Genomic DNA, 18,893 nt, shown 5'->3' on the forward strand with positions numbered 1-18,893 from the left:
ATGATTTATGAAGACCGGATTACTGATCTCCTGAATGCCGCGCAGGCGGGAAAACTGTCGGCCGACAGAGCCCTGCGGGAGGCATCGGACGAGAAAGTCACTCAGTTGTTCAAAGAAATCCGCGATGATTTCGTGAACAAGCGAAAGAGCATAGATACGATAAACGTTTCGCTGGAAAAAGACCGTGCCCGGGAGGAGGGGCTTGCCGGCGAGATAAAGCAGCTGGCCGAAGAAAAGGAAGAACTGGAGAAGAGCCTTGGCGCTCTGGAAAGGGCCGCCGACAACGCGGGTGCGCAGATAGAAACGTTGCAGACGCGGTTGTCTTCCTCTCCTGGGGATGAAGAAAAATCCGAACTTGAGAAGTCGCTTCAGAAGGCTGAGGCAGCTCTGGCTGAGGCGGTTGCCGGGCAGGAACCACGGCGGGAAAGACTGCGCGCGATTCCAAAGGACGCCGAAGCGGCCATTGCACAGAGGAGCACCCTGACTGAGCGCCTCAGAGAAAAAGCTGAAAACCGTTCCGCTAATATCTGGAGTTTTCTCGAGCTGGCTGACGAATTCGCAGCCGGTCTGTCAGAAAGGATCACGTCGGGACTGGACAGGATTATCCCGGACGACGGTGTTGACAGGGAATACCTTATTGAAAGCGACACGGAAAACCTGCTCGGCAAAGAAGAGCTGATCAACCGGCTGAAGCAGCCGGACACCGGGCTGGAAGGCGATGATACCTCATCAGGTTATCAGCTTCGTCTGAACAGCGCCGAACTGGAAAACCGCGTGCAGCTTCTGCTCGACCACATGACGGGTCAGCGGATCGTCGAAGAGCAGGACACAGATACCTACGTGCACCGGCTCAAAAACGCTTATTCGCGGGTTGCCAAGAGCTCTGAAATTCAAAGCCGGGCCCTGCGTGAAGGACGTGCAGCTGACGCAGCCGAAATGCAGGCGAGGCTGGAGCAGATTGTCCGTTTGGCTGAACTTCTTGCCACGGAAACGGAGCAGGTCGGAAATCCGGAGCATCCGTACGCCGGCAGAGACGAAGTGGAAATGTCAGAGGAGAAAATCCGCAACGGCGTCAGTCAGACAAAACTGTTTGCGGGCAATGCGGAAAACTTTGCAAAGCAGGCAGAAATCTTCCTTGGCCGCTCGGCGGATAATCTCGAAAAGCTTGTGCGGGAGTTCTGCCACAAAAGGATGATCAAGGGCGCGGTTGATCAATCCATGTCCGTGTCCCGCGCCGCAGAAGTACAGACATTCTATCGTCCGCTGCCTTTTGTCTGGGCGGTTCTGGTTACGCTGCTGACCAAGGCGGTTTTTGCAGGCAACACAGCACTGATACTGCATGACAACGCAGGAATTTTCCTGACTCTGACGTTTGTTTCGACCTGGACGTTTTCTATTTTCATCGGGATCCGCAACCGGGCCAAGCGTATGCAGCGGCTACAGCTGAGAACCCGCGAATCCTTCGAACGGATGACCGACCCATCCTTTGTCGAGCCGGAAAAAATGTCTCGCTTCATGAGGATCATGTTCTGGAGCGGTCTCTATGTACCGGAATTCGAAAGCCGGGCAGTCCGGTTTGCACCCGAACCGTTTTCGAAGATCGTAACCAACAGGATGTCAGTGAAAAAGTTCCGTCCTTTTGATTTCGCGCGGTCTGCACGAAACGGCAAGCTGCGCATGGCTCGGAATAATGCGGCAGCTTTGCTGATACCCGGTGCCTTTCTGGTGCTTATTCAGCTGATGTTGCCGGATCCTGAGCCAAGGGCATATGTGTCGGTTCTGGAGAACGGGCAGACCTGTTTTATGGAAGAAGGCACACTGACATCAGCGACGCCGTCTACGTATTATGTGAAACCTGTCAGGCTGAGTTTCGAGACGGTCGGTGAGGACGCGGGCAAAGCTGAACCGGACGCACCGGGTCTTTTGTTCGCGCGGTGGTTTTTCCCTGAGTTGCTTTCGGAAACCGTGGCGCGGGAAAAGGTTACCGGCATTCTTCCGGTGGGAGATGTCCGCCTGACGAGGATGCCTGACTGTGAAGATGGCGTTTTCTTTGCAAAGGACATAGGCATCGACGCCCCGGACAAACTTTTCCCGCTTGCCCTGCGCGAGGACGTCGTGAGCGCGCAGAAGATGTTGTTCGCAATAATGGCCGAAGGGAGTGCAAGCGAGGAGGAACAGAAGGAGTTTTCCGAGGTCTTCCGGTCGATCAGAGAGAGCTTCGGGCCTTCGATGACCAAAGCTCAGACACTGGAGCTGATCCTGAAGGGGGACCTGACAGCTGTTCCAGAGGTGCAGGAAACTGGCGAGCCCGGAACGGTCACGCAGAATTTTCAGACCCGGCTGGAGGGTGTTGGCGAGATTGCCGCGGCGATCCGCGAAGCAGGGGTGACCTCCGGAGAGGTGATGGCCCGCCTGATCCGGAACAACACCGACGCACTGGAACAGCTGGCGGCGCTGCGCCCGCAAGCCAGTCATTCGGTCATACCGCTGATCATTGAACGGGGCGCACCTCAGATCCTTCCTCAGACGCCGGCGGCTTCGTTTGTGGTGTCTCCGACCGTGCGTCTTGATGAAACCCGGCGGGTTGCGCCTTTCGTGACCCATGTGACCCTGCCCGGTGCTCATCAGGAACGGGTGACAATACAGAACAGTCTGTTCATGCCGTTTTTTCCGGATCCGATCAGGGAAAAGGAAATCAGGGTGCCTTTGGATGCCTACCGTTTCGGGGTTTCAAATGCCGGCTTCAAACCGCCGATGGTGTCGGCCGGCGATGACAGCAAAACCTACTTCGAAGTCGTTGTGGATGCGATCCGCTCCTGCCTCCGCACTGATGAAACGGCCCGGATTGCGATCGGTGTACAGGGTCATGCCAGCAGTCTGTGGCTCGGTGCCATTCCGCAGGGATACACCAAGGATGATTTCAATCACGCACTCGCCGAGGGGCGCCGCATGGGGGCACTCGTGCTGCTTCGGGAAAAGCTGAATGCCGAAGAAGCGTCAAGAGTGTGGGTTGCTGGCAGAGGCGAGAGTTCACCGCTCACCGGTTTTGAAATTCTTAGTGGTCAATCAGAGGAGCAAGAACTCCGGGAGGCATTTGAGGCCAAAAGGCTGTTCGACACACATGCGTCCATGTCAGAGGAGCAGAGGACGTGGATGTCTTCTGTGCAGCTTGAAACCGAGGACAAACTCAACGCGTTCGAAGAGCTTTTCGCGCGCACCGTTATCATCGAGGTGAAAAGTGTCGAAGGAACGTCCTGCACACTGAACTGACCGGGCAGGGCATATCAGCGTCACGCGGCGTTTGTCATCCGGGTCGCAGCGCCGAACGCCCTGCGACCGGATGGGTGCACTAAGCGCTCCGGAGCAGAGCTTCGCTGATGTCCCACAGCTTTTCGGCGGCCTCATCGTCACAGGCATGCGGGTCAACGCCATAGTATCGGGACATCGGGCTGTCAGGATCAGTGAGACCTGCGATATCCGTGTCCTCGCAGTACACACCGGGTTTTCCGTCCAGCGCGTCTGAAGTCGCAGCCCACAGGGTCGTCGATGCGCCCTGCTCGGGTGTTTTAAAGCCGGCCTTCGCCAGTTCAGAGGGCTCTCCGTCTTCGTCCAGCCACCCGAGTGCGATCATTTCCTCTTTGGGGAGGTGGCGTTGCAGAGGTGTAAAAATTCCACCCGGGTGCACAGAAAACGCAAGCCCGCCCGTGTCGTGGAGCCTGCGGGAAAGACCATTTGCGAACAAGGCATTGGCCGTTTTTGCCTGACCGTATGCCTGCCATTTGTTGTACTCTGTGCGCTCAAAGTGGATGTCTTCCCACAGAACGTCGCTCACTTTGTGTGCAGTCGAAGACAATGCAACGACACGTGAGCCGGGCGTATTCTGCAACAGCGGCAGAAGCGCTTTTGTCAGGGCAAAGTGCCCCATGTGACAGATCCCGAACTGCGATTCCCAGCCCGGACCTACTTTTGCAAAAGGGCAGGCCATGATGCCCGCATTGTTGATCAGAAAATCGAGCGTGCCTGTTTCGCCGGAGATATCATCCGAAAATTTTCTGACCGACTGCAGATCTGCAAGATCCATTGCCGCCGTTCTGATCGAGCCGCTCAGCCCGTTCAGATTTTCCTGTGCCTTCGTCTCTGAGCGGACGGGCACTATGACCGAAGCGCCATGTCCGGCGAGTGCCCGAACGGTTTCAAGTCCGATGCCGCTGTATCCTCCTGTTACAATTGCGGTTTTGCCGGAGAGGTCGATACCCGCGAGCACCTCAGCCGGTGTGCTTTTTGCGTGAAATCCTGATTGAAGTGGTACCTGATCTGTCTGAGCCATAGTGTTCCTCATGTCTGCGGGCCTCATGACCCGTTTCCTTCAGAGAAAATCTATGATCCGGCAGCAATTCGGCACACCAGGTTTTTTCCGGAAGACTTGCGCGATTCTCCGGAATGCCGGAAATTTGGTAGGATCAGCCGGATGGGTCCGCGGAAACAGCACGTGGCGGTGTGCCGAACTTTTTGGCAAACTCGCGGCTGAACTGGGCCGCGCTCTGATACCCCACACTGTATGCGATGTCAGATATCGGTCGTGTGGTCTGCCGGAGCAGGTTGTGCGCCTCTGTGAGGCGCAGGTCTTTCTGGAACTGCAATGGGCTGTTCGCCGTGATCCGTTTGAACGTGTCATAAAAAACCGAAGCGCTCATGCCCGAAATCTCGGCAAGGTCCGACGCCCGGATCGTGTTGCGGTATTCCTGGCGGATATAGGATATTGCCTTCGCGACCTGATTGGCTTTGCCGTCTGCTTGGATCACCCTGCGCAATACCTCCCCGCCGTCACTGCGTAAAACGCGGAAATAGACCTCGCGCAGCGCGGCCGCGCCCAGGGTCGTCTCCTCCACCGGATCGCGCCGCAGACGAAACAGACGCGCAAAGGAATCAATGACTTCCCCGCTGGCGGCACCGGTCATAAGCGCGCGTCCCGCTGCATCATCCGGCGTCCCACCCATGTCGCTGTAAACGCTGCGCAAAATGTGCATATCGACGCCGACGTAGAGCGCAACATAGGGGTCCCCCGGCGCCGCTTCTATCTGACCGGACAGCATGGGCAGCGCATGTCCGATCACGATCATGTCGCCGGCCCGGTAGACCACGCTTTCGGTTCCGTACTGTGCTGATTTACTCCCCTGCAGCACCAGACCGATCAGCGGCTCGACAACAGAACACGTGGAGCGCTTTGTCCGGCTGGTCCGCATGATGCCCATTGAGCGGACGCCACAGGTGTGAAAGCCGTCGGCAGCGCCAGTTTCAGCCAGGTGCCGGTTTGCGTCATCCACAAGTGCCTGAAGTTTCACCGATACTCTCCAAAATTGCCGCCAACAGCTTATTTGCGTTACCGTGACAATCAACCTTTCACGCGCGATCTTGGAGGATCAGGCAAAAATCCCGGCGATACGGGCGCGATTACGGACGCTCACTTCTCTGCGCGCGGAAAATCTTGACTGTGGGCGGGCAGCAGGTTACGCGGCCGTACGGTTGCAGGCGCCCGCCACCCGCAGACGCCAGTCATGGTAAAGCCCTGCAAAGACATTTTCTGTCGAACTCACTCCGCATATCGCGCGGATGGCAATGCGGGTCCCATCTCAAACAGCGCGATTTGGTTTGAGGAACACGGGACATGTCAGACACCTCCACAAATACTTTCACGGCCGGGCCGCTGGGCATCACTTACCTGAAGACCGCATTGCCGGTCATAATCGTCATGGGCGCCAACGGTTTTTTGTCCGTCGTGGATGCGCTGTTTCTGGGGCATTACGTCGGCGCTGGGGCACTGGCCGCGGTTACGCTGATTTTTCCGGTGTACATGCTGATCGTGGCGCTGTCGGCGCTGGTGTCCAACGGGATGTCCAGCCAGCTGGCGCGCTATCTGGGCGCGTCCGATCACGCGTCGGCCCGGGCCGTTTTTTCAGGTGCCCACGGGCTGGCCCTTGGCCTCGGTGTGCTCCTGATCCTGCTTTTTTTCTGTTTCGGTTCTGCGCTGATCGGACTTCTTTCGGATGGGTCTGACACGATCGCCGGCATGGGACTCACGTACCTGCGTATCACGGTGCTTTGCGCGCCGCTTTTCTTCGTGCTTTCGGTCAATTCTGATGCGCTCCGCAACGAAGGGCGCGTAGGCTTTATGGCGGCGATGAGCCTTCTGGTGTCCCTGTCCAACATCGGGTTCAATTATGTCCTGATCGCCCGGCTGGATATGGGGGTGGCGGGGTCCGCGTATGGCACGGCATTGGCACAGATGCTGGCCTTCGTGATCATTCTTGCTTTCCGCATTTCAGGGCGCTCGGTGCTCTCGCCCAGGGCACTTGTAATGTATTCGCCTTTCAGGCGCTGGGCCCGGATTTTCGCGCTCGGAGCGCCGCAAAGTCTTGGATTTCTGGGCCTGTCACTGGGTTCGGTCGCGATCATCTCCGCGCTCCAGTGGGTGGGCAGCACACATTACCCCGAGACGGTGACGGCCTATGGCATCATAACGCGGGTCATTACCTTCACCTTCCTGCCGTTGCTCGGGCTGTCCTTTGCGATGCAGACGATCACTGGAAACAATTTTGGCGCAGAGCTCTGGGACCGTTCCGATGCAAGTCTGCGCACGGCCCTCTGGCTTGCGTTCATTTACTGCGTGGTGGTGCAGGTCGTTGTCATGTCTTCTCCGGTTGCGATTGCAGATGCCTTCACAGACAGAGCGCTCGTCATAGAGGAGGTTGCCCGGTTGCTGCCTGTCATGAGTTGCGTGTTTTTTCTGGTGGGGCCGCTGATGATTGTTGCCTCGTATTTTCAGGCGATCGGGTCTGCGTCAGTTTCGGCTCTTCTGGGGCTCTCTAAACCCTATCTGTTCGCGATTCCGCTGACATTTGTCCTGCCATTTTTCTTTGGGGAGCCCGGCGTCTGGTATGCCGGTCCGGCCGCCGAAGTCATGTCGCTGGGTCTGACCGCACTGGTGCTGTGGCGGTTGTCGCGGGCTGGCCGTGGCGCATGGGGGTTGTTCCATGGTGGCGCGCAGGGCACCAGGCGGATCACCTGAAGCGGCCGGATGTGTTGACAGGTGGCTTGTGCTGGCCGCCTGTCATCGACAGGATGCAGTCACGCATGACCGAATACCTCCGGGGGACAGTATGGAAATTCAAAGACTGGATCACGTCAACATCAGAACAGATCAGCTCGACCGGCTGGTTTCCTGGTATTGTGAGGTTCTTGGCCTGACAAACGGATACCGCCCGGATTTCCCTTTCCCCGGCGCATGGCTTTACGCTGGTGAGACAGTTGTCCTGCACCTGGTCGGCGTGACGGACCCGCCGGGTGCCGGATCAGAAGGCGCGCTGAAAATGGAGCATTTTGCCTTCCGCGCCAGCGGTGCCGCCGCATTTGAAGCCCGGTTGAAAGAGCATGGCGAAACCTACCGCCGCAATGAGATCGAGGCGATCAATACGGTCGCTTTCAACATCTGGGATCCTGACGGGAACCACATCCACGTCGATTTTTATACTGATGAGGTCAGCACTTAGGCGCGGCGTCCCTCCAGGGTTTCCACCGTGATACCCGCATTTTCCAGTGTCTGGCGTACGGATGCGGCGATCTGAACTGCTTCGGGTGTGTCCCCGTGACAGCAGATCGTATCGATGCTGGTTTCGATCCGCTTGCCGGATTCTGTGATAATGGCCCCGGCCTGCACCATGTCGACCATGCGCTGGCCTGCCAGTTCTGCGTCATGGATCACCGCGCCCGGCAGGCTGCGGTCAACCAGCGTTGCGTCGTCATTATAAGCGCGGTCGGCAAAAATCTCGCCTGCCCAGGCACACCCAAGATCGCGTACGGCGGCTTCCTGCGCCGTGGCACACAGCACCATGACAATCAGGTCAGGATCAACAGACAGAGCGGCTTCGTAACAGTCGCGGGCCAGGCTCTCGTCCTCGGAGGTCATATTGCCCAGAGCGCCATGCAGTTTGACATGACGGACGGTCGCGCCAAGGGACCGCGCCATGCCGATGGATGCGCCAACCTGGCTGCGGATCGAGTTCTGCAGGCTCGCGCGCGGCACCGTCATACGGCGACGGCCAAACCCCTGCAGGTCCGAAAACCCGGGGTGTGCACCGATGCCGACACCATTCGCGATGGCCATTTTCATCGTCGCAGACATAACATCCGGGTCACCTGCATGCGCACCGCAGGCCACATTTGCTGATGTGACGGTTTTCAGCAGAGCAGCGTCATCGCCCATTTTCCAGGGGCCAAAGCTCTCGCCCATATCGGCGTTGATGTCTACGCGGGTCATCCTGTGTCTCCTTCAGTTTTCAAACGGGTCCGCGATGGCGGAAACAGCGCCGCTGATCAGCTGATAGCTCAGCAGATCGGCAATATCGTGTGGGTCCCGGACCAGCGGTTCGACCATGCCGGACAGGGCCTTCAGCGCCGCTCGGGCGCGGGTTTCAAGTGCAATAGCCTCTTCCAGGCTGATGAACTCGAAACGTAATGGCGCGCCGACAGCTGCCTGGGCCACTTTGGGCAGGTCACAGGGAATGACGGTTGCAATCCTGGGGTAGCCACCGGTGGTCTGGCTTTCGCACATCAGAACATACGGGGCACCGTCGCCGGTGACCTGAATGTCGCCGGTCACAATAACTTCGGACACAATAGACAGCCCGTCGCTGGCGAAAAAGCCTGCGCCGTCCTGATCCATACGCACACCCTGGCGGTTCCCGCGTGCATCGCGCCGGAAAGCCGTTTCGCCAAAACGCCGGATGGTGTCCTCGCTGAACTCTCTGGTCTGCGCGGATTCCACAACCCGGATGGTGCCACCATTCAGCCGGTCAGTATCCGGTAGCCGGTAGCCCGCGCGCCCCTGTCCGGCACCCAGTGGCAGGGTGTCTCCCGCGCCCAGCAACCCGCCAATGCCGGCTTTGAGGTGGCTGCTGCGGGCGCCCATGTTTTCTGGCACATCCAGGCCGCCTGCGACGTGCAGATACCCATAGGTTCCGGCCTGCGCCCCGCCGATGCTCAGCTTGCTGCCCGCGGGCAGGGTATGGCTCGCGTTCCAGACGGCGGGGGCACCGTCAATCTGCGCTGTCATCCGGGCGCCTGTCAGGGCAATGACCGTGTCTTCAGTGGCCTCAAAGGTGCCGCCCATACCGACCATCTCAATGGCAGCAACCTCAGCGGATTGCCCGAGCAGAGCGGCCCCTTCATAGAGCGCCAGTGTATCTGCCGCCCCGCCCGGCGTCAGGCCGGAGGCAAAAAACCCGGTGCGCCCAAGATCCTGAAGGCTCATCGCGGGACCCGCGGTCAGGATTTTCAGCTGCGCACTCATCCGATCGCCTCGCGGTCTGCCGCGCCGTACCCGTCAGGGTGTGTGGCCAGAAGTTTTTCCATTTCGGCCCGCGACACCTGCGGAAAGGTGATTTCGTCTCCGGGGGACAGGGCAAAGGGTGCGGGTCCGGTCTGGTCAAAGGTGCGGAAGGCTGTCTGGCCAATATGCCGCCAGCCGGTGGGCGTCGTATTCGTGAAGATCACCAGCTGCCGGATGGCCACCACCAGCGCACCGGCTGGAACATTCAGGGACAGATCCTTCTGGCGAGGGATGTTCCAGTTTTCAGGCAGTTCTCCGAGATAGGGCTGGCCGGGTGCAAAGCCGATCGTCAGAACTCTCACCCGGGTGCCGGAAATCTGGCGGATGGCTTCGTCCGGGTCGACGCCTGCGGCCTCTGCGGCTTCCTCAAGCTGTGGTGCAAGATCCGTGCCGTATACGGTCGGGATGTGCCAGAGAGTGCGGCCTTCGGGCAGGGGGGCCGCCAGCCAGTCCTGCGTCTCCAGCAGTGCGCGGAGCCGTTCGACCAACGCGTCCGCGTCATGTGTGACGAGATCGGTGATGATGAAAACAGATACCAGCGACATGGCGGTTTCGGAAACTTCGGGCCAGTCCTGTGCATCGACGGCGGCGCGGAAAGCGACAGAGGCCTTATTGGCTTCCTCGCTCATGGCGCCTGCGAATGTGACCAGAATGCCAGTCAGGCCCACGGTGCGGATGATGGGATAGTCGGTCATGTCAGGGCGTCCCGGGCTGATACAGTCGGCGCAGCAGAATTGGTGTCAGGTACATCGGCAGTTGCCAGCATCCGACAAAGACCATGAGCGGTCCCATGATCTCCACCGGCATAGCGACAAGAAAAAGCGCGATGTTGCGGTTGCCGGCGCCAATGGCCAGCGGGCCGGCCAGAGTATCCAGCGGGCTGCGGGACAGCAGCAGGTAGACGGCTATCTGGATGCCATAGCTGAGTACAAAGGCCAGCAGACCCCAGGCCAGAACGGCGGCCGGATCGCTGCGCAGGGCCGGATTTAGTGCGGCCATCAGCCCGATCACGATGGCCGAGAACGCAAGTACTGAAAGACCGTCCAGTGTCCGTACAGTATCCGGAGAAGGTTTCGGGAAAAAATGCGCGCGCAACGCGAAGCCGATCAGGGTGGACCCGGTAATTACGCCCAGCAGTTTCAGAGCAGAGATTGCCACGTCCTGCGCCGCGCCTGCCTGTGGCATCAGCGCCAATATGGGTAGCATAGTAAGGGGAAAGCATGCCGTCCCAAGCACGAGGATCTGCATCATGCGACCGGCATCCTGACCCAGCAGGAGGGCCAGATTGGGTGAACCTGAAAGCGCCGGTGCTGCAGTTGCCAGAACCATGGCAAGGGCGGCCGGTGTCTGGTCTATTCCGGCGAGTCGGCACGCCGCAAAAAGGCCAACAGGCAGTACCATCTGCAGCAGGGCGACCGATCCCAGCCCCCAGCGCAGGTCTGACAATGCGCCGTTGGCCGCCCGGTGTCCGATCCGCAGCGCAGTGATCACCAGCAGGCCCGCAACCATCTGAGGCAGCCAGGGCGCCATAGCTGCTGCGAGCCCGGGAAGCCCGAGGCCCAGCAGCAACCCGATGATCAGGCAGGCGCGCGCATTGTCCGATATCAGCCAAAGAACCCGCTCCACCGTCAGCCGGGTGTCTGCCGGAGATTATCCGGCAGCCACGTCGCGATTTCCGGGAACCAGATCAGCACAAAGACCATCAGGACCATGATCAGGAACATGGGCAGGGCCGCCTTGGTGATATAGCCCATCTCGTGGTCGGTCATGCCCTGCAGGACGAACAGATTGAACCCGATGGGCGGCGTGATCTGCGCCATTTCGACGACGACGACCACAAAGATGCCAAACCAGATCAGGTCAATGCCCGCCTCGCGTACCATTGGTTCCACAATGGCCATGGTCAGCACGACGGCTGAGATGCCGTCGAGGAACATGCCGAGGATGATATAGAATACCAGAAGGGCCATGAGCAGTTCGAACCGGGCCAGTTCCATTGCGGCAATGCCATCCGCCAGAGCGCGCGGGAGCCCGGTAAAGCCCATAGACAGTTTCAGGAACGCAGCACCCGCGAGAATGAGCGCAATCATAGCGGAGGTGCGCATCGCGCCCATCAGGCTGTCGCGGAAGGACGACAGGGTCAGAGACCCCTGTGCCGCCGCAAGTGACAGCGCGCCGATGACGCCGATGGCTGCGGCCTCTGTCGCTGTGGCCCAGCCGCCGTACATCGAACCGATCACGACGGTGATCAGCGCCAGTACCGGCAACAGGAACCGCGAATTCTGCAGTTTTTCGGCAAAGCTCATGCCGGTTTCCATGACCGGATTCCAGCGGGACGACGTTTTTGACACGATGGCCACATAGGCCATGAACATCCCGGCAAGGATCAGGCCAGGAAAGACGCCCGCGAAGAAGAGTTTGGTGATGCTCTCATTCACGGTCACGCCGTAAACGATCAGCGCGATGGAAGGCGGGATCATCAGGCCGAGTGTCGCAGCACCTGCGAGCGTGCCGATCACCATCTCTTCGGGGTATTTGCGTGCACGCAGTTCCGGGATCGCCATTTTGCCGACGGTGGTCAGGGTGGCGGCCGATGATCCGGAAACCGCCGCAAAGATCGTGCAGGAAACAATGTTTGTATGCACCAGCCCGCCGGGCATGCGTGCAAGCCAGGGTGAAAGACCCCTGAACATGTCCTCGCTCAATCGTGTGCGATAAAGGATTTCGCCCATCCAGATAAAGAGCGGCAGGGCCGTGAGTGTCCAGCTGGACGAGGAGGCCCAGATGGTCGTGATCATCGTGTCCCCGACCGGACGGGTGGTGAAAAGCTCCATACCGACCCAGGCCACGCCCATGAGCGCCAGGCCAACCCAGACACCGGTGCCCAGCAGCAGGAACAGAACGACCAGAAAGAGGACTATCGCATAAATCTCGGTCATCTGATTACACCTCGGAGTTTTCGTCGACGGTGTCCCGGACAATCCGGTGTTCACCTTTGAAGATGACGTGGAACAGGTTGTCGGTCAGCGCGATGGCCAGCAGCCCGCCGCCGATCACCATCACGGACTGAGGTATCCACAGGGCTGCCGCATCCTGACCCTGGCTGACCTCGTTGAATTTCCAGGACCAGTAGACAAACCAGTAGGCATAATAGGTGAAATACCAGGCCACAGCGGCGCCCAGTGCAAAACACCAGACCTCAAGAAACCGTTTCGGGCCCGGCGCCACCGCGTTCAGCAGAATTGACACGCGGATGTGGGCGCCGTGGTTCAGCGCATTGGCAAATGCCAGAAAACTGGCCGCGGCCATGGCATAGCCTGCGTAATTAGGCGCGCCCGGGAATATTTCGCCGGTCCAGCGCGCCACCATCTGAGCCACGATCAGCAGCAGAATGGACACCAGACACAGGGCGGCCATAATGCCGGCGGCTGTGTACAGGAAATCAAGTATCTTGCGGATCGCTGACATGGCGCCACTCCGGGAGGTTCAGAATTCTGGGAGACAGGCGGCCCCCGGTACCGGAGGCCGCCGCTGTCTGTTTACTGGGATGCTTTGAACGCATCGACGAGGGCCGCACCCTCATCACCGGCCGCTTCCAGCCATTCAGCGGTCATGGTTGCACCGATCTCGCGCAGTTCGGCCATCAGGGCGTCGCCCGCGGGCTGCACCGTCATGCCACCGGCCGCGAGGCCGTCCATGGTGAACTGGGTATAGGCTTTTGACGCCTCAAGGCCGCGTGCTTCGGCTTCTGCCGCACAGGCCTGGATCGCTGCTTTGTTGGCGTCGGATACGTCCGCCCAGACATCCTGGTTGACCATCACATAGTTGCGCGGCAGCCAGGCATCGACTTCGTAGAAGTGTGTCAGGCTCTCCCAGACCTTGCGGTCGTATCCGGTTGCACCGGAGGACACCATGGATTCAGCAACACCGGTTGCAAACGCCTGGCTGATCTCTGCAGCCTCAACCGTCACCGGCAGCATGCCTGTGAGCTCGGCAAGGCGGCTTGTGGTGTTGTTGTAAGAGCGGAACTTTACCCCTTCCATGTCAGCAACGCTGTTGACTTCTTTTTTGAAGTACAGGCCCTGGGGTGGCCACGGCACAGCATAAAGAAGTTCCAGGTTCTGCTCATCCAGCAGGGCTTCGATTTTTGGCTTGGCCGCTTCATACAGCTTTTCGCTGTCATCAAAGGACGGTGCGAGGAAGGGAATGCTGTCAAACCCGAAAACCGCACTTTCGTTCTGGTGACCGGACAGCAGGCGTTCGCCGATCTGGACCTGGCCAGTCTGGATTGCGCGTTTGATATCCGCGCCGGCAAAGAGCGATCCGCCCGGGTGAACTTCGATGGTGATCTCACCATTGGTGCCTGCGCCAACACACTCGGCAAAGGTCACACCGTTTTCCGAATGGAAGTTCGAGGCGGAATAGGCCATCGGCATATCCCATTTTTCGGCCGCCATCACGGGCAGCGCCGCACCGAGTGTCAGTGCAGCCGTCGCAGCACCAGCCATCAGTCTGTTTGTGAGTTTCATAGAAGTCTCCTTGTTGAGTGGTTTGTTATTTTCATGTCCGGAAACGTTCCGGCGCATAAGGTGCGAGATCCATATTTGTGGGTTGTCCCGCAATCATTCCGGCCACCAGTCGGCCCGTTTTCGGACCGCCGGTCAAGCCGATGTGGTGATGCCCGAAGGCAGTCCAGACACCTGTGGTGCCGATCTGGCCGATCAGGGGCAGACTGTCGCTGGGGGCGGGTCGATGCCCCATCCATTCGATTTCGTTTCTGGCGGTCATGTTCGGGTAGGCATCGCGGACCTGGCGCCGGATCAGGGCCAGCGGTGCATTGGAAGGGCCTGCCTCAAGCCCGCCAAGCTCGACAATTCCGGCACAGCGCACGCCCTGCGCCATAGGTGTCGCCACGAATTTCCCGGACGCGATCATCGTCGGGCGCGAGGGGCCGTTTTCTGCGTCCTCAAAGACGATGTGGTAACCGCGTTCGCTTTCGAGCGGGACCCGGATCCCCAGTTTCTGCATCATCGGGCGCGACCAGACGCCGGTTGCCAGAACGGCATGATCGCAGTCGATGCGTCCTTTGGTTGTTTCGACGGCTGTGATCTGCCCGCCGGTCAGATCGAAATCCTTCACCTCGGCCAGCACGATGCGTCCGCCTGCTTCTGCAAAATGTTCTGCCAGGCCGGCAACGTATCCGCCCGGATCGCGGATGAACCCATGATCCTTCAGCGCCGCGATCAGCCCGGTTTGCGCAAGATTGGGTTCATAGTCCTGCACGTCCCGGCCTTCGATCAGCTCGGGCAAAAAACCAGCATCCTGGCGCAAGGACCAAGTATAGGCGTCGGCATCAAACGCAGCCCGGTCTTTGTAAGCAAAGCAGTAATCGCTTTCCGTCACCCAGTGTTCGAGGTCTGTACCGGCAACCAGTGATTTATGCTGGGACACGGAATCCGTCACAATCGGTGCCAGATCACGTGCGATACGCCGGGTGTCACTGTCATTTGCATTCGCCAGGTAGCGCACCAGCCAGGGCGCCAACTTTGGCAGGTAAGACCAGCGCAGGAACAGCGGGAAGTCCCGGGACATGAGCATGCCCGGTGCCTTACGGATCAGACCCGGGGCAGTAACCGGCACCATAGAGACCGAGGCCAGAACGCCTGCATTCCCGTGTGAGGTGCCTTTCCCGGGGCCCGCGCGGTCAATAATGGTAACGTCGAGGCCAGCACGGCGCAGCCAGATGCCGGTCGAAACACCGACAATACCTGCCCCGACAATGACCACGTGTCCGGTCATTGCGGCGTCTCTGGAATGTACTGGCCTGACGGCATAGCTCCCCCGGGACATGATTCCCCGGCGTCAATACTGACTAACTTTCACAATACGTCAACAATTTGTTGACATTTTATCAGTGACAGGCACTCTGAGGACATGTCAGACAGCTTTCTCGGACCCGTCGTTTCATCTGCGCATCTCGCCAGCGGCTCATTTGCGGAGATTTCAGAGCTCGAATACGGGCTGATCCTTTGCAACCATGCGTTTCAGCGCTGGACTGTGCGGGCCATTTCCATGGCAGGCTACCCTGAACTCAGTTCTCTGGATGTGCTTGTATTGCACTCGGTTTTTCACCGGGATCGACCCAAGAAGCTTGCGGATATCTGCCTCGTTCTGAATGTCGAGGACACGCATACGGTCAATTATTCGATCAAAAAGCTGATTAAAGCGGGCCTTGTGAAGGATGGGCGACAGGGCAAGGAAAAGACCGTCGCAGTGACGGAAAAGGGTGCGGAAACCTGCGTCAGATACAAAGATATCCGCGAGGGGCTGCTGCTCAGCTCAGTTGCTGAGCTCGGGCTGGAACCGGAACAGGTCAGCCGTGCCGCGACCCTGCTGCGGCTGATGTCCGGCCAGTATGACCAGGCGGCGCGGGCGGCCACGACCTATTGATTCGCTGCAGCCTTCGGGGCACACAGCAATAATGGCGACCACCGATCCTGCTCTGCTTGGCATCCTCATGCTCGACACAAAATTCCCGCGTATCCCGGGGGATGTCGGGAACCCGGACACGTGGGATTTCCCGGTGCGCTATTCGGTCGTGCGCGGTGCCACACCGCAGGCTGTGGTCTGCCAGGACCCGGAACCATTCGTGCGGGCTTTTATTGCAGCCGGGCAGGACCTCGTCTCCTGCGGATGCCGCGGCATTGCGACGACCTGCGGATTTCTTTCGCTCATCCGCCCGCGTCTGACAAAAGAACTTGGCGTGCCGGTCGCGGCATCGGCACTGGAACAGGCCGCCCAGATTCAGGCAACGCTTGGCCCTGGTCGTCGCATCGGTATCCTCACCATCTCGGCGGCGAGCCTCACCGGACAACACCTGGCGGTAGCGGGTGTGCCCGCGAACGCTGTCGTATGTGGCGTCGAGGATACTGACTTTGCCCGCAGCATTCTGGGCAACGACACGGCGCTCGATGTCGCGCAGGCGCGTCACGACCTGTCAGAAGCATCCATGCAGATGACCGCTGATGCGCCCGACATCGGTGCCATCATTCTGGAATGCACCAACATGGTGCCCTATGCGCCTGATATCGCGCGTCTGACCGGCGTGCCTGTTTTCTCGGTGTATTCCTATCTGACGTGGTTTCACGGCAGCCTTGTACCGCGCACCTTCTAGCTGTCGTGTGTGCGCAGCCAGCCGTCTTCGAACGTGACGGTTGTCACGCCACCCAACCTGGTCAGCCGCGCAAGTTCCGCTTCGAAAGCGGCCATCCGGCCTTTGCCCCAGCGCACACCGTGCTCTGGCCACAGTGCCCGCACAACCAGCGCATCACGGTCCCGGAAAGCTTTCATATCCACGCGCCCGACCAGCCGGTCACCTTCCATGATCGGGAAAACATAATACCCGTACTGCCGTTTTGCTTCGGGCACGAAAATTTCTATCCGGTAGTTAAAACCAAACAGCCTTTCTGCGCGTTTTCTGTCGCGCAGGGCGGGATCAAACGGGCTGAGCACACGCAGTCTGGAACAGGGGGGCGTGTCCAGTGCCGGATCGTCCGCGACACCTGGACGGGCCAGACTGTCACGCGCAGTACCGTCTGCACCCGTAATGCGTATCGGCTGAAGCCGACCGGCCGCCACTTCTGTGGCGCACCAGTCCTTCGCCTCTGCCAGCGAGATGTGATCCCAGAAAGCCGCCAGTTCTGCCGGCGTTGCGAACCCTAGCCGGTCCAGAGCGCCGCTGCAGCACCAGTCGATCGTTCTGGCCGTATCTTCGGGTGACTGAAGCGGGCCACACAGCGCCTTGTCAATCACCCGTTCCGTCAGGTCGTATCGCTTTTTGAAACCGTCACGCCCCACAACGCAAAGAGCCCCGCTGCGCCACAGATACTCAAGAGCCGTTTTTGATGGGTGCCAGTCCCACCAGCCGCCGGAGCTGCGTTTCTCGCCCGCGCCAACGTCGGAAGAACACAGGGGCCCTTCCTCGCGTATCTGGTCCAGAACCGGCTGAAACTGCGCTTCAAAGCCTTCGCGCCGCCAGTCGCGCCATCTGCTGCGCAACAGCGCTGCATCACGCTCGCGCCGTAACTGCCACCACCCGTAAAAGGCCATCGGAATAACGGCGGCGTCATGGGTCCAGTGCTCAAACAGCGCCCGGTCTTTTTCATAGAGGGATTTGAGGTCTTTCGGCCGGTACCTTGGCCGCCTGGAAAACAGGATCAGATCGTGCGCGCGAGCCAGAATATTGATGCTGTCCAGCTGCACAAAACCCAAGCGTGTGATCAGGTCCAGCAATGCGTCGCCGCGCGCATCGCCTGCAGGGGTTTCCGACAGCGCGTGCCGGTCGAGAAAGAGGCGCCGGGCCTGAGTGTTTGTGAGGGTAAGGGTGTTCGTCACCGCCGGTATCGGCGCAGCGTGTCACCCCAGGAGATTTTTGAGGACAGGGTGACGTGGCCGGGATCTTCCGGCGTCTCATCCTCGGCAAGGGCGCTGCGTTCGAGAATAATTTCCGCAGCTTTGGTCCCGATTTCTTTGCGGCACGCGTCCATCGTCGCCAGCTGACGCGGCAGACCGTCGAGCAGCTCGACGCCGTTAAAGCCCGCCAACCCGATCTGCGCTGGCACATCTATGCCCTTGTCCAGCAGGTGGAGCAGACCACCCGCGCCGATCATATCATTTGAGTAATACAGGAAATCCAGGTCTGGTGAGCGTTCCAGCATCGCTTCGGTCATCTCGCGACCCTTGGCCAGCGCTGAGCCACCCGAATAGAACTCGCGGTCTTCGATTTCGACACCAGCCTTAGCGAGGGCTTCGGTGAACCCCTCGAACCGTTTGCGCGCGCGGTGGTCAAGCGGCATTTTCGTGCCCAGAAATCCGATCCGGTGATATCCTTGCTTCAGGATGGCGGCGGCCATTTCCCGACCTGCCCGCCGGTGAGAAATCCCCACCATCGCGTCAATGGGCGTGCCGTCTGTGTCCATGATCTCAACGACGGGAATGCCCGCATTCTTCAGCATCGCACGTGTCGCATCCGAGTGTTCCAGACCGGCGATGATAACGCCTGAAGGCCGCCAGGACAGCATTTCGTAGAGCACCTGTTCCTCTTTTTCCGGCAGGTAATCCGTGACGCCGACCACCGGCTGAAGCGGCGTATCCTCAAAGGCCCGGTTGATGCCAGTGAGCACTTCCGGGAATACCATGTTTGACAAAGAAGGGATCACGACCGCCACCAGGTTCACACGCTGAGACGCCAGCGAGCCTGCAATCTGGTTTGGCACGTAGCCCAGCGTTTTTGCAGCCTCCAGCACCTTGTCCCGTGTTGCGGCTGACACATCACCGCGATTGCGCAGTACCCTGCTGACCGTCATTTCCGATACGCCGCAGGCTTCTGAAACATCCCGGAGTGTAAGCGGCCGCTGTTTTGGTCTTGTCACAATGTTTTCCTGTGCTGTTGGCCGATGTTAGCGCAGGACAGACCCGGGCTTCAACCACTTGCAGCGCGACGTATATC

General features: G+C 59.4%; 17 protein-coding genes. 5 read left to right on the forward strand and 12 right to left on the reverse strand.

What is annotated here, in order from left to right; all coding sequences use genetic code 11:
- Positions 1-3,270, forward strand: a complete 3,270-nt coding sequence (locus ACZ1HA_RS18270) for a hypothetical protein (protein WP_472714914.1) — start codon at positions 1-3, stop codon at positions 3,268-3,270.
- Between the two features lie 79 nt (positions 3,271-3,349).
- On the opposite strand, the gene ACZ1HA_RS18275 is transcribed toward ACZ1HA_RS18270, so the two are convergent.
- Positions 3,350-4,327: an oxidoreductase gene (locus ACZ1HA_RS18275; protein WP_472714915.1), complete on the reverse strand. Its 978-nt coding sequence runs from the start codon at positions 4,325-4,327 to the stop codon at positions 3,350-3,352.
- 133 nt (positions 4,328-4,460) lie between these two features.
- Complete coding sequence (locus ACZ1HA_RS18280; protein ID WP_472714916.1) at positions 4,461-5,342, reverse strand: AraC family transcriptional regulator; 882 nt, start codon at positions 5,340-5,342, stop codon at positions 4,461-4,463.
- A gap of 323 nt (positions 5,343-5,665) precedes the next feature.
- Here ACZ1HA_RS18280 and ACZ1HA_RS18285 point away from each other — a divergent pair, with 323 nt between their 5' ends.
- Entirely contained in the window at positions 5,666-7,066 is a 1,401-nt protein-coding gene (locus ACZ1HA_RS18285; protein ID WP_472714917.1) for an MATE family efflux transporter, read from the forward strand.
- Between the two features lie 91 nt (positions 7,067-7,157).
- The gene (locus ACZ1HA_RS18290) at positions 7,158-7,547 is read left to right on the forward strand and encodes a VOC family protein (protein WP_375229271.1); all 390 of its coding nucleotides are present in this window, start codon (positions 7,158-7,160) and stop codon (positions 7,545-7,547) included.
- Here ACZ1HA_RS18290 and ACZ1HA_RS18295 read toward each other — a convergent pair.
- From ACZ1HA_RS18295 to ACZ1HA_RS18330, 8 genes are all read right to left on the reverse strand, one after another.
- Positions 7,544-8,314, reverse strand: a complete 771-nt coding sequence (locus ACZ1HA_RS18295; protein WP_472714918.1) for a LamB/YcsF family protein — start codon at positions 8,312-8,314, stop codon at positions 7,544-7,546. The two genes, ACZ1HA_RS18290 and ACZ1HA_RS18295, sit on opposite strands and share 4 nt — an antisense overlap.
- Positions 8,315-8,326: 12 nt before the next feature.
- Positions 8,327-9,346 carry a 5-oxoprolinase subunit C family protein gene (locus tag ACZ1HA_RS18300; RefSeq protein ID WP_472714919.1) on the reverse strand — a complete coding sequence of 340 codons (1,020 nt, stop codon included), beginning with the start codon at positions 9,344-9,346 and terminating at the stop codon, positions 8,327-8,329.
- Positions 9,343-10,080 (reverse strand): 5-oxoprolinase subunit B family protein, encoded by a 738-nt coding sequence (locus tag ACZ1HA_RS18305; RefSeq protein WP_472714920.1) that lies wholly within the window; start codon positions 10,078-10,080, stop codon positions 9,343-9,345. Before ACZ1HA_RS18305 ends, ACZ1HA_RS18300 begins: the two co-directional genes overlap by 4 nt.
- 1 nt (position 10,081) lies before the next feature.
- Entirely contained in the window at positions 10,082-11,011 is a 930-nt protein-coding gene (locus tag ACZ1HA_RS18310; protein WP_472714921.1) for a hypothetical protein, read from the reverse strand.
- A gap of 2 nt (positions 11,012-11,013) precedes the next feature.
- On the reverse strand, positions 11,014-12,324 hold the full coding sequence (locus ACZ1HA_RS18315) for a TRAP transporter large permease (RefSeq protein WP_375229265.1): 1,311 nt from the start codon (positions 12,322-12,324) through the stop codon (positions 11,014-11,016).
- A gap of 4 nt (positions 12,325-12,328) precedes the next feature.
- Positions 12,329-12,853, reverse strand: coding sequence for a TRAP transporter small permease (locus ACZ1HA_RS18320; protein WP_472714922.1), 525 nt, complete (start codon positions 12,851-12,853; stop codon positions 12,329-12,331).
- A gap of 71 nt (positions 12,854-12,924) precedes the next feature.
- Positions 12,925-13,914 (reverse strand): TRAP transporter substrate-binding protein, encoded by a 990-nt coding sequence (locus ACZ1HA_RS18325; protein WP_472714923.1) that lies wholly within the window; start codon positions 13,912-13,914, stop codon positions 12,925-12,927.
- A 31-nt stretch (positions 13,915-13,945) separates the two neighbouring features.
- Positions 13,946-15,184 carry an NAD(P)/FAD-dependent oxidoreductase gene (locus tag ACZ1HA_RS18330; RefSeq protein ID WP_472714924.1) on the reverse strand — a complete coding sequence of 413 codons (1,239 nt, stop codon included), beginning with the start codon at positions 15,182-15,184 and terminating at the stop codon, positions 13,946-13,948.
- Positions 15,185-15,319: 135 nt separating this feature from the next.
- On the opposite strand from ACZ1HA_RS18330, the gene ACZ1HA_RS18335 reads away from it, so the two are divergent.
- Positions 15,320-15,835: a winged helix DNA-binding protein gene (locus tag ACZ1HA_RS18335; RefSeq protein WP_375229261.1), complete on the forward strand. Its 516-nt coding sequence runs from the start codon at positions 15,320-15,322 to the stop codon at positions 15,833-15,835.
- A gap of 31 nt (positions 15,836-15,866) precedes the next feature.
- Positions 15,867-16,559 (forward strand): aspartate/glutamate racemase family protein, encoded by a 693-nt coding sequence (locus tag ACZ1HA_RS18340; RefSeq protein WP_375229260.1) that lies wholly within the window; start codon positions 15,867-15,869, stop codon positions 16,557-16,559.
- Here the strand turns inward: ACZ1HA_RS18340 and ACZ1HA_RS18345 are convergent.
- On the reverse strand, positions 16,556-17,779 hold the full coding sequence (locus ACZ1HA_RS18345; protein ID WP_472714925.1) for a winged helix-turn-helix domain-containing protein: 1,224 nt from the start codon (positions 17,777-17,779) through the stop codon (positions 16,556-16,558). The two genes, ACZ1HA_RS18340 and ACZ1HA_RS18345, sit on opposite strands and share 4 nt — an antisense overlap.
- On the reverse strand, positions 17,776-18,750 hold the full coding sequence (locus ACZ1HA_RS18350; protein WP_472715350.1) for a LacI family DNA-binding transcriptional regulator: 975 nt from the start codon (positions 18,748-18,750) through the stop codon (positions 17,776-17,778). Before ACZ1HA_RS18350 ends, ACZ1HA_RS18345 begins: the two co-directional genes overlap by 4 nt.
- Positions 18,751-18,893: the final 143 nt, after the last annotated feature.

It is taken from the genome of Roseobacter sp. S87 (genome assembly GCF_055693285.1).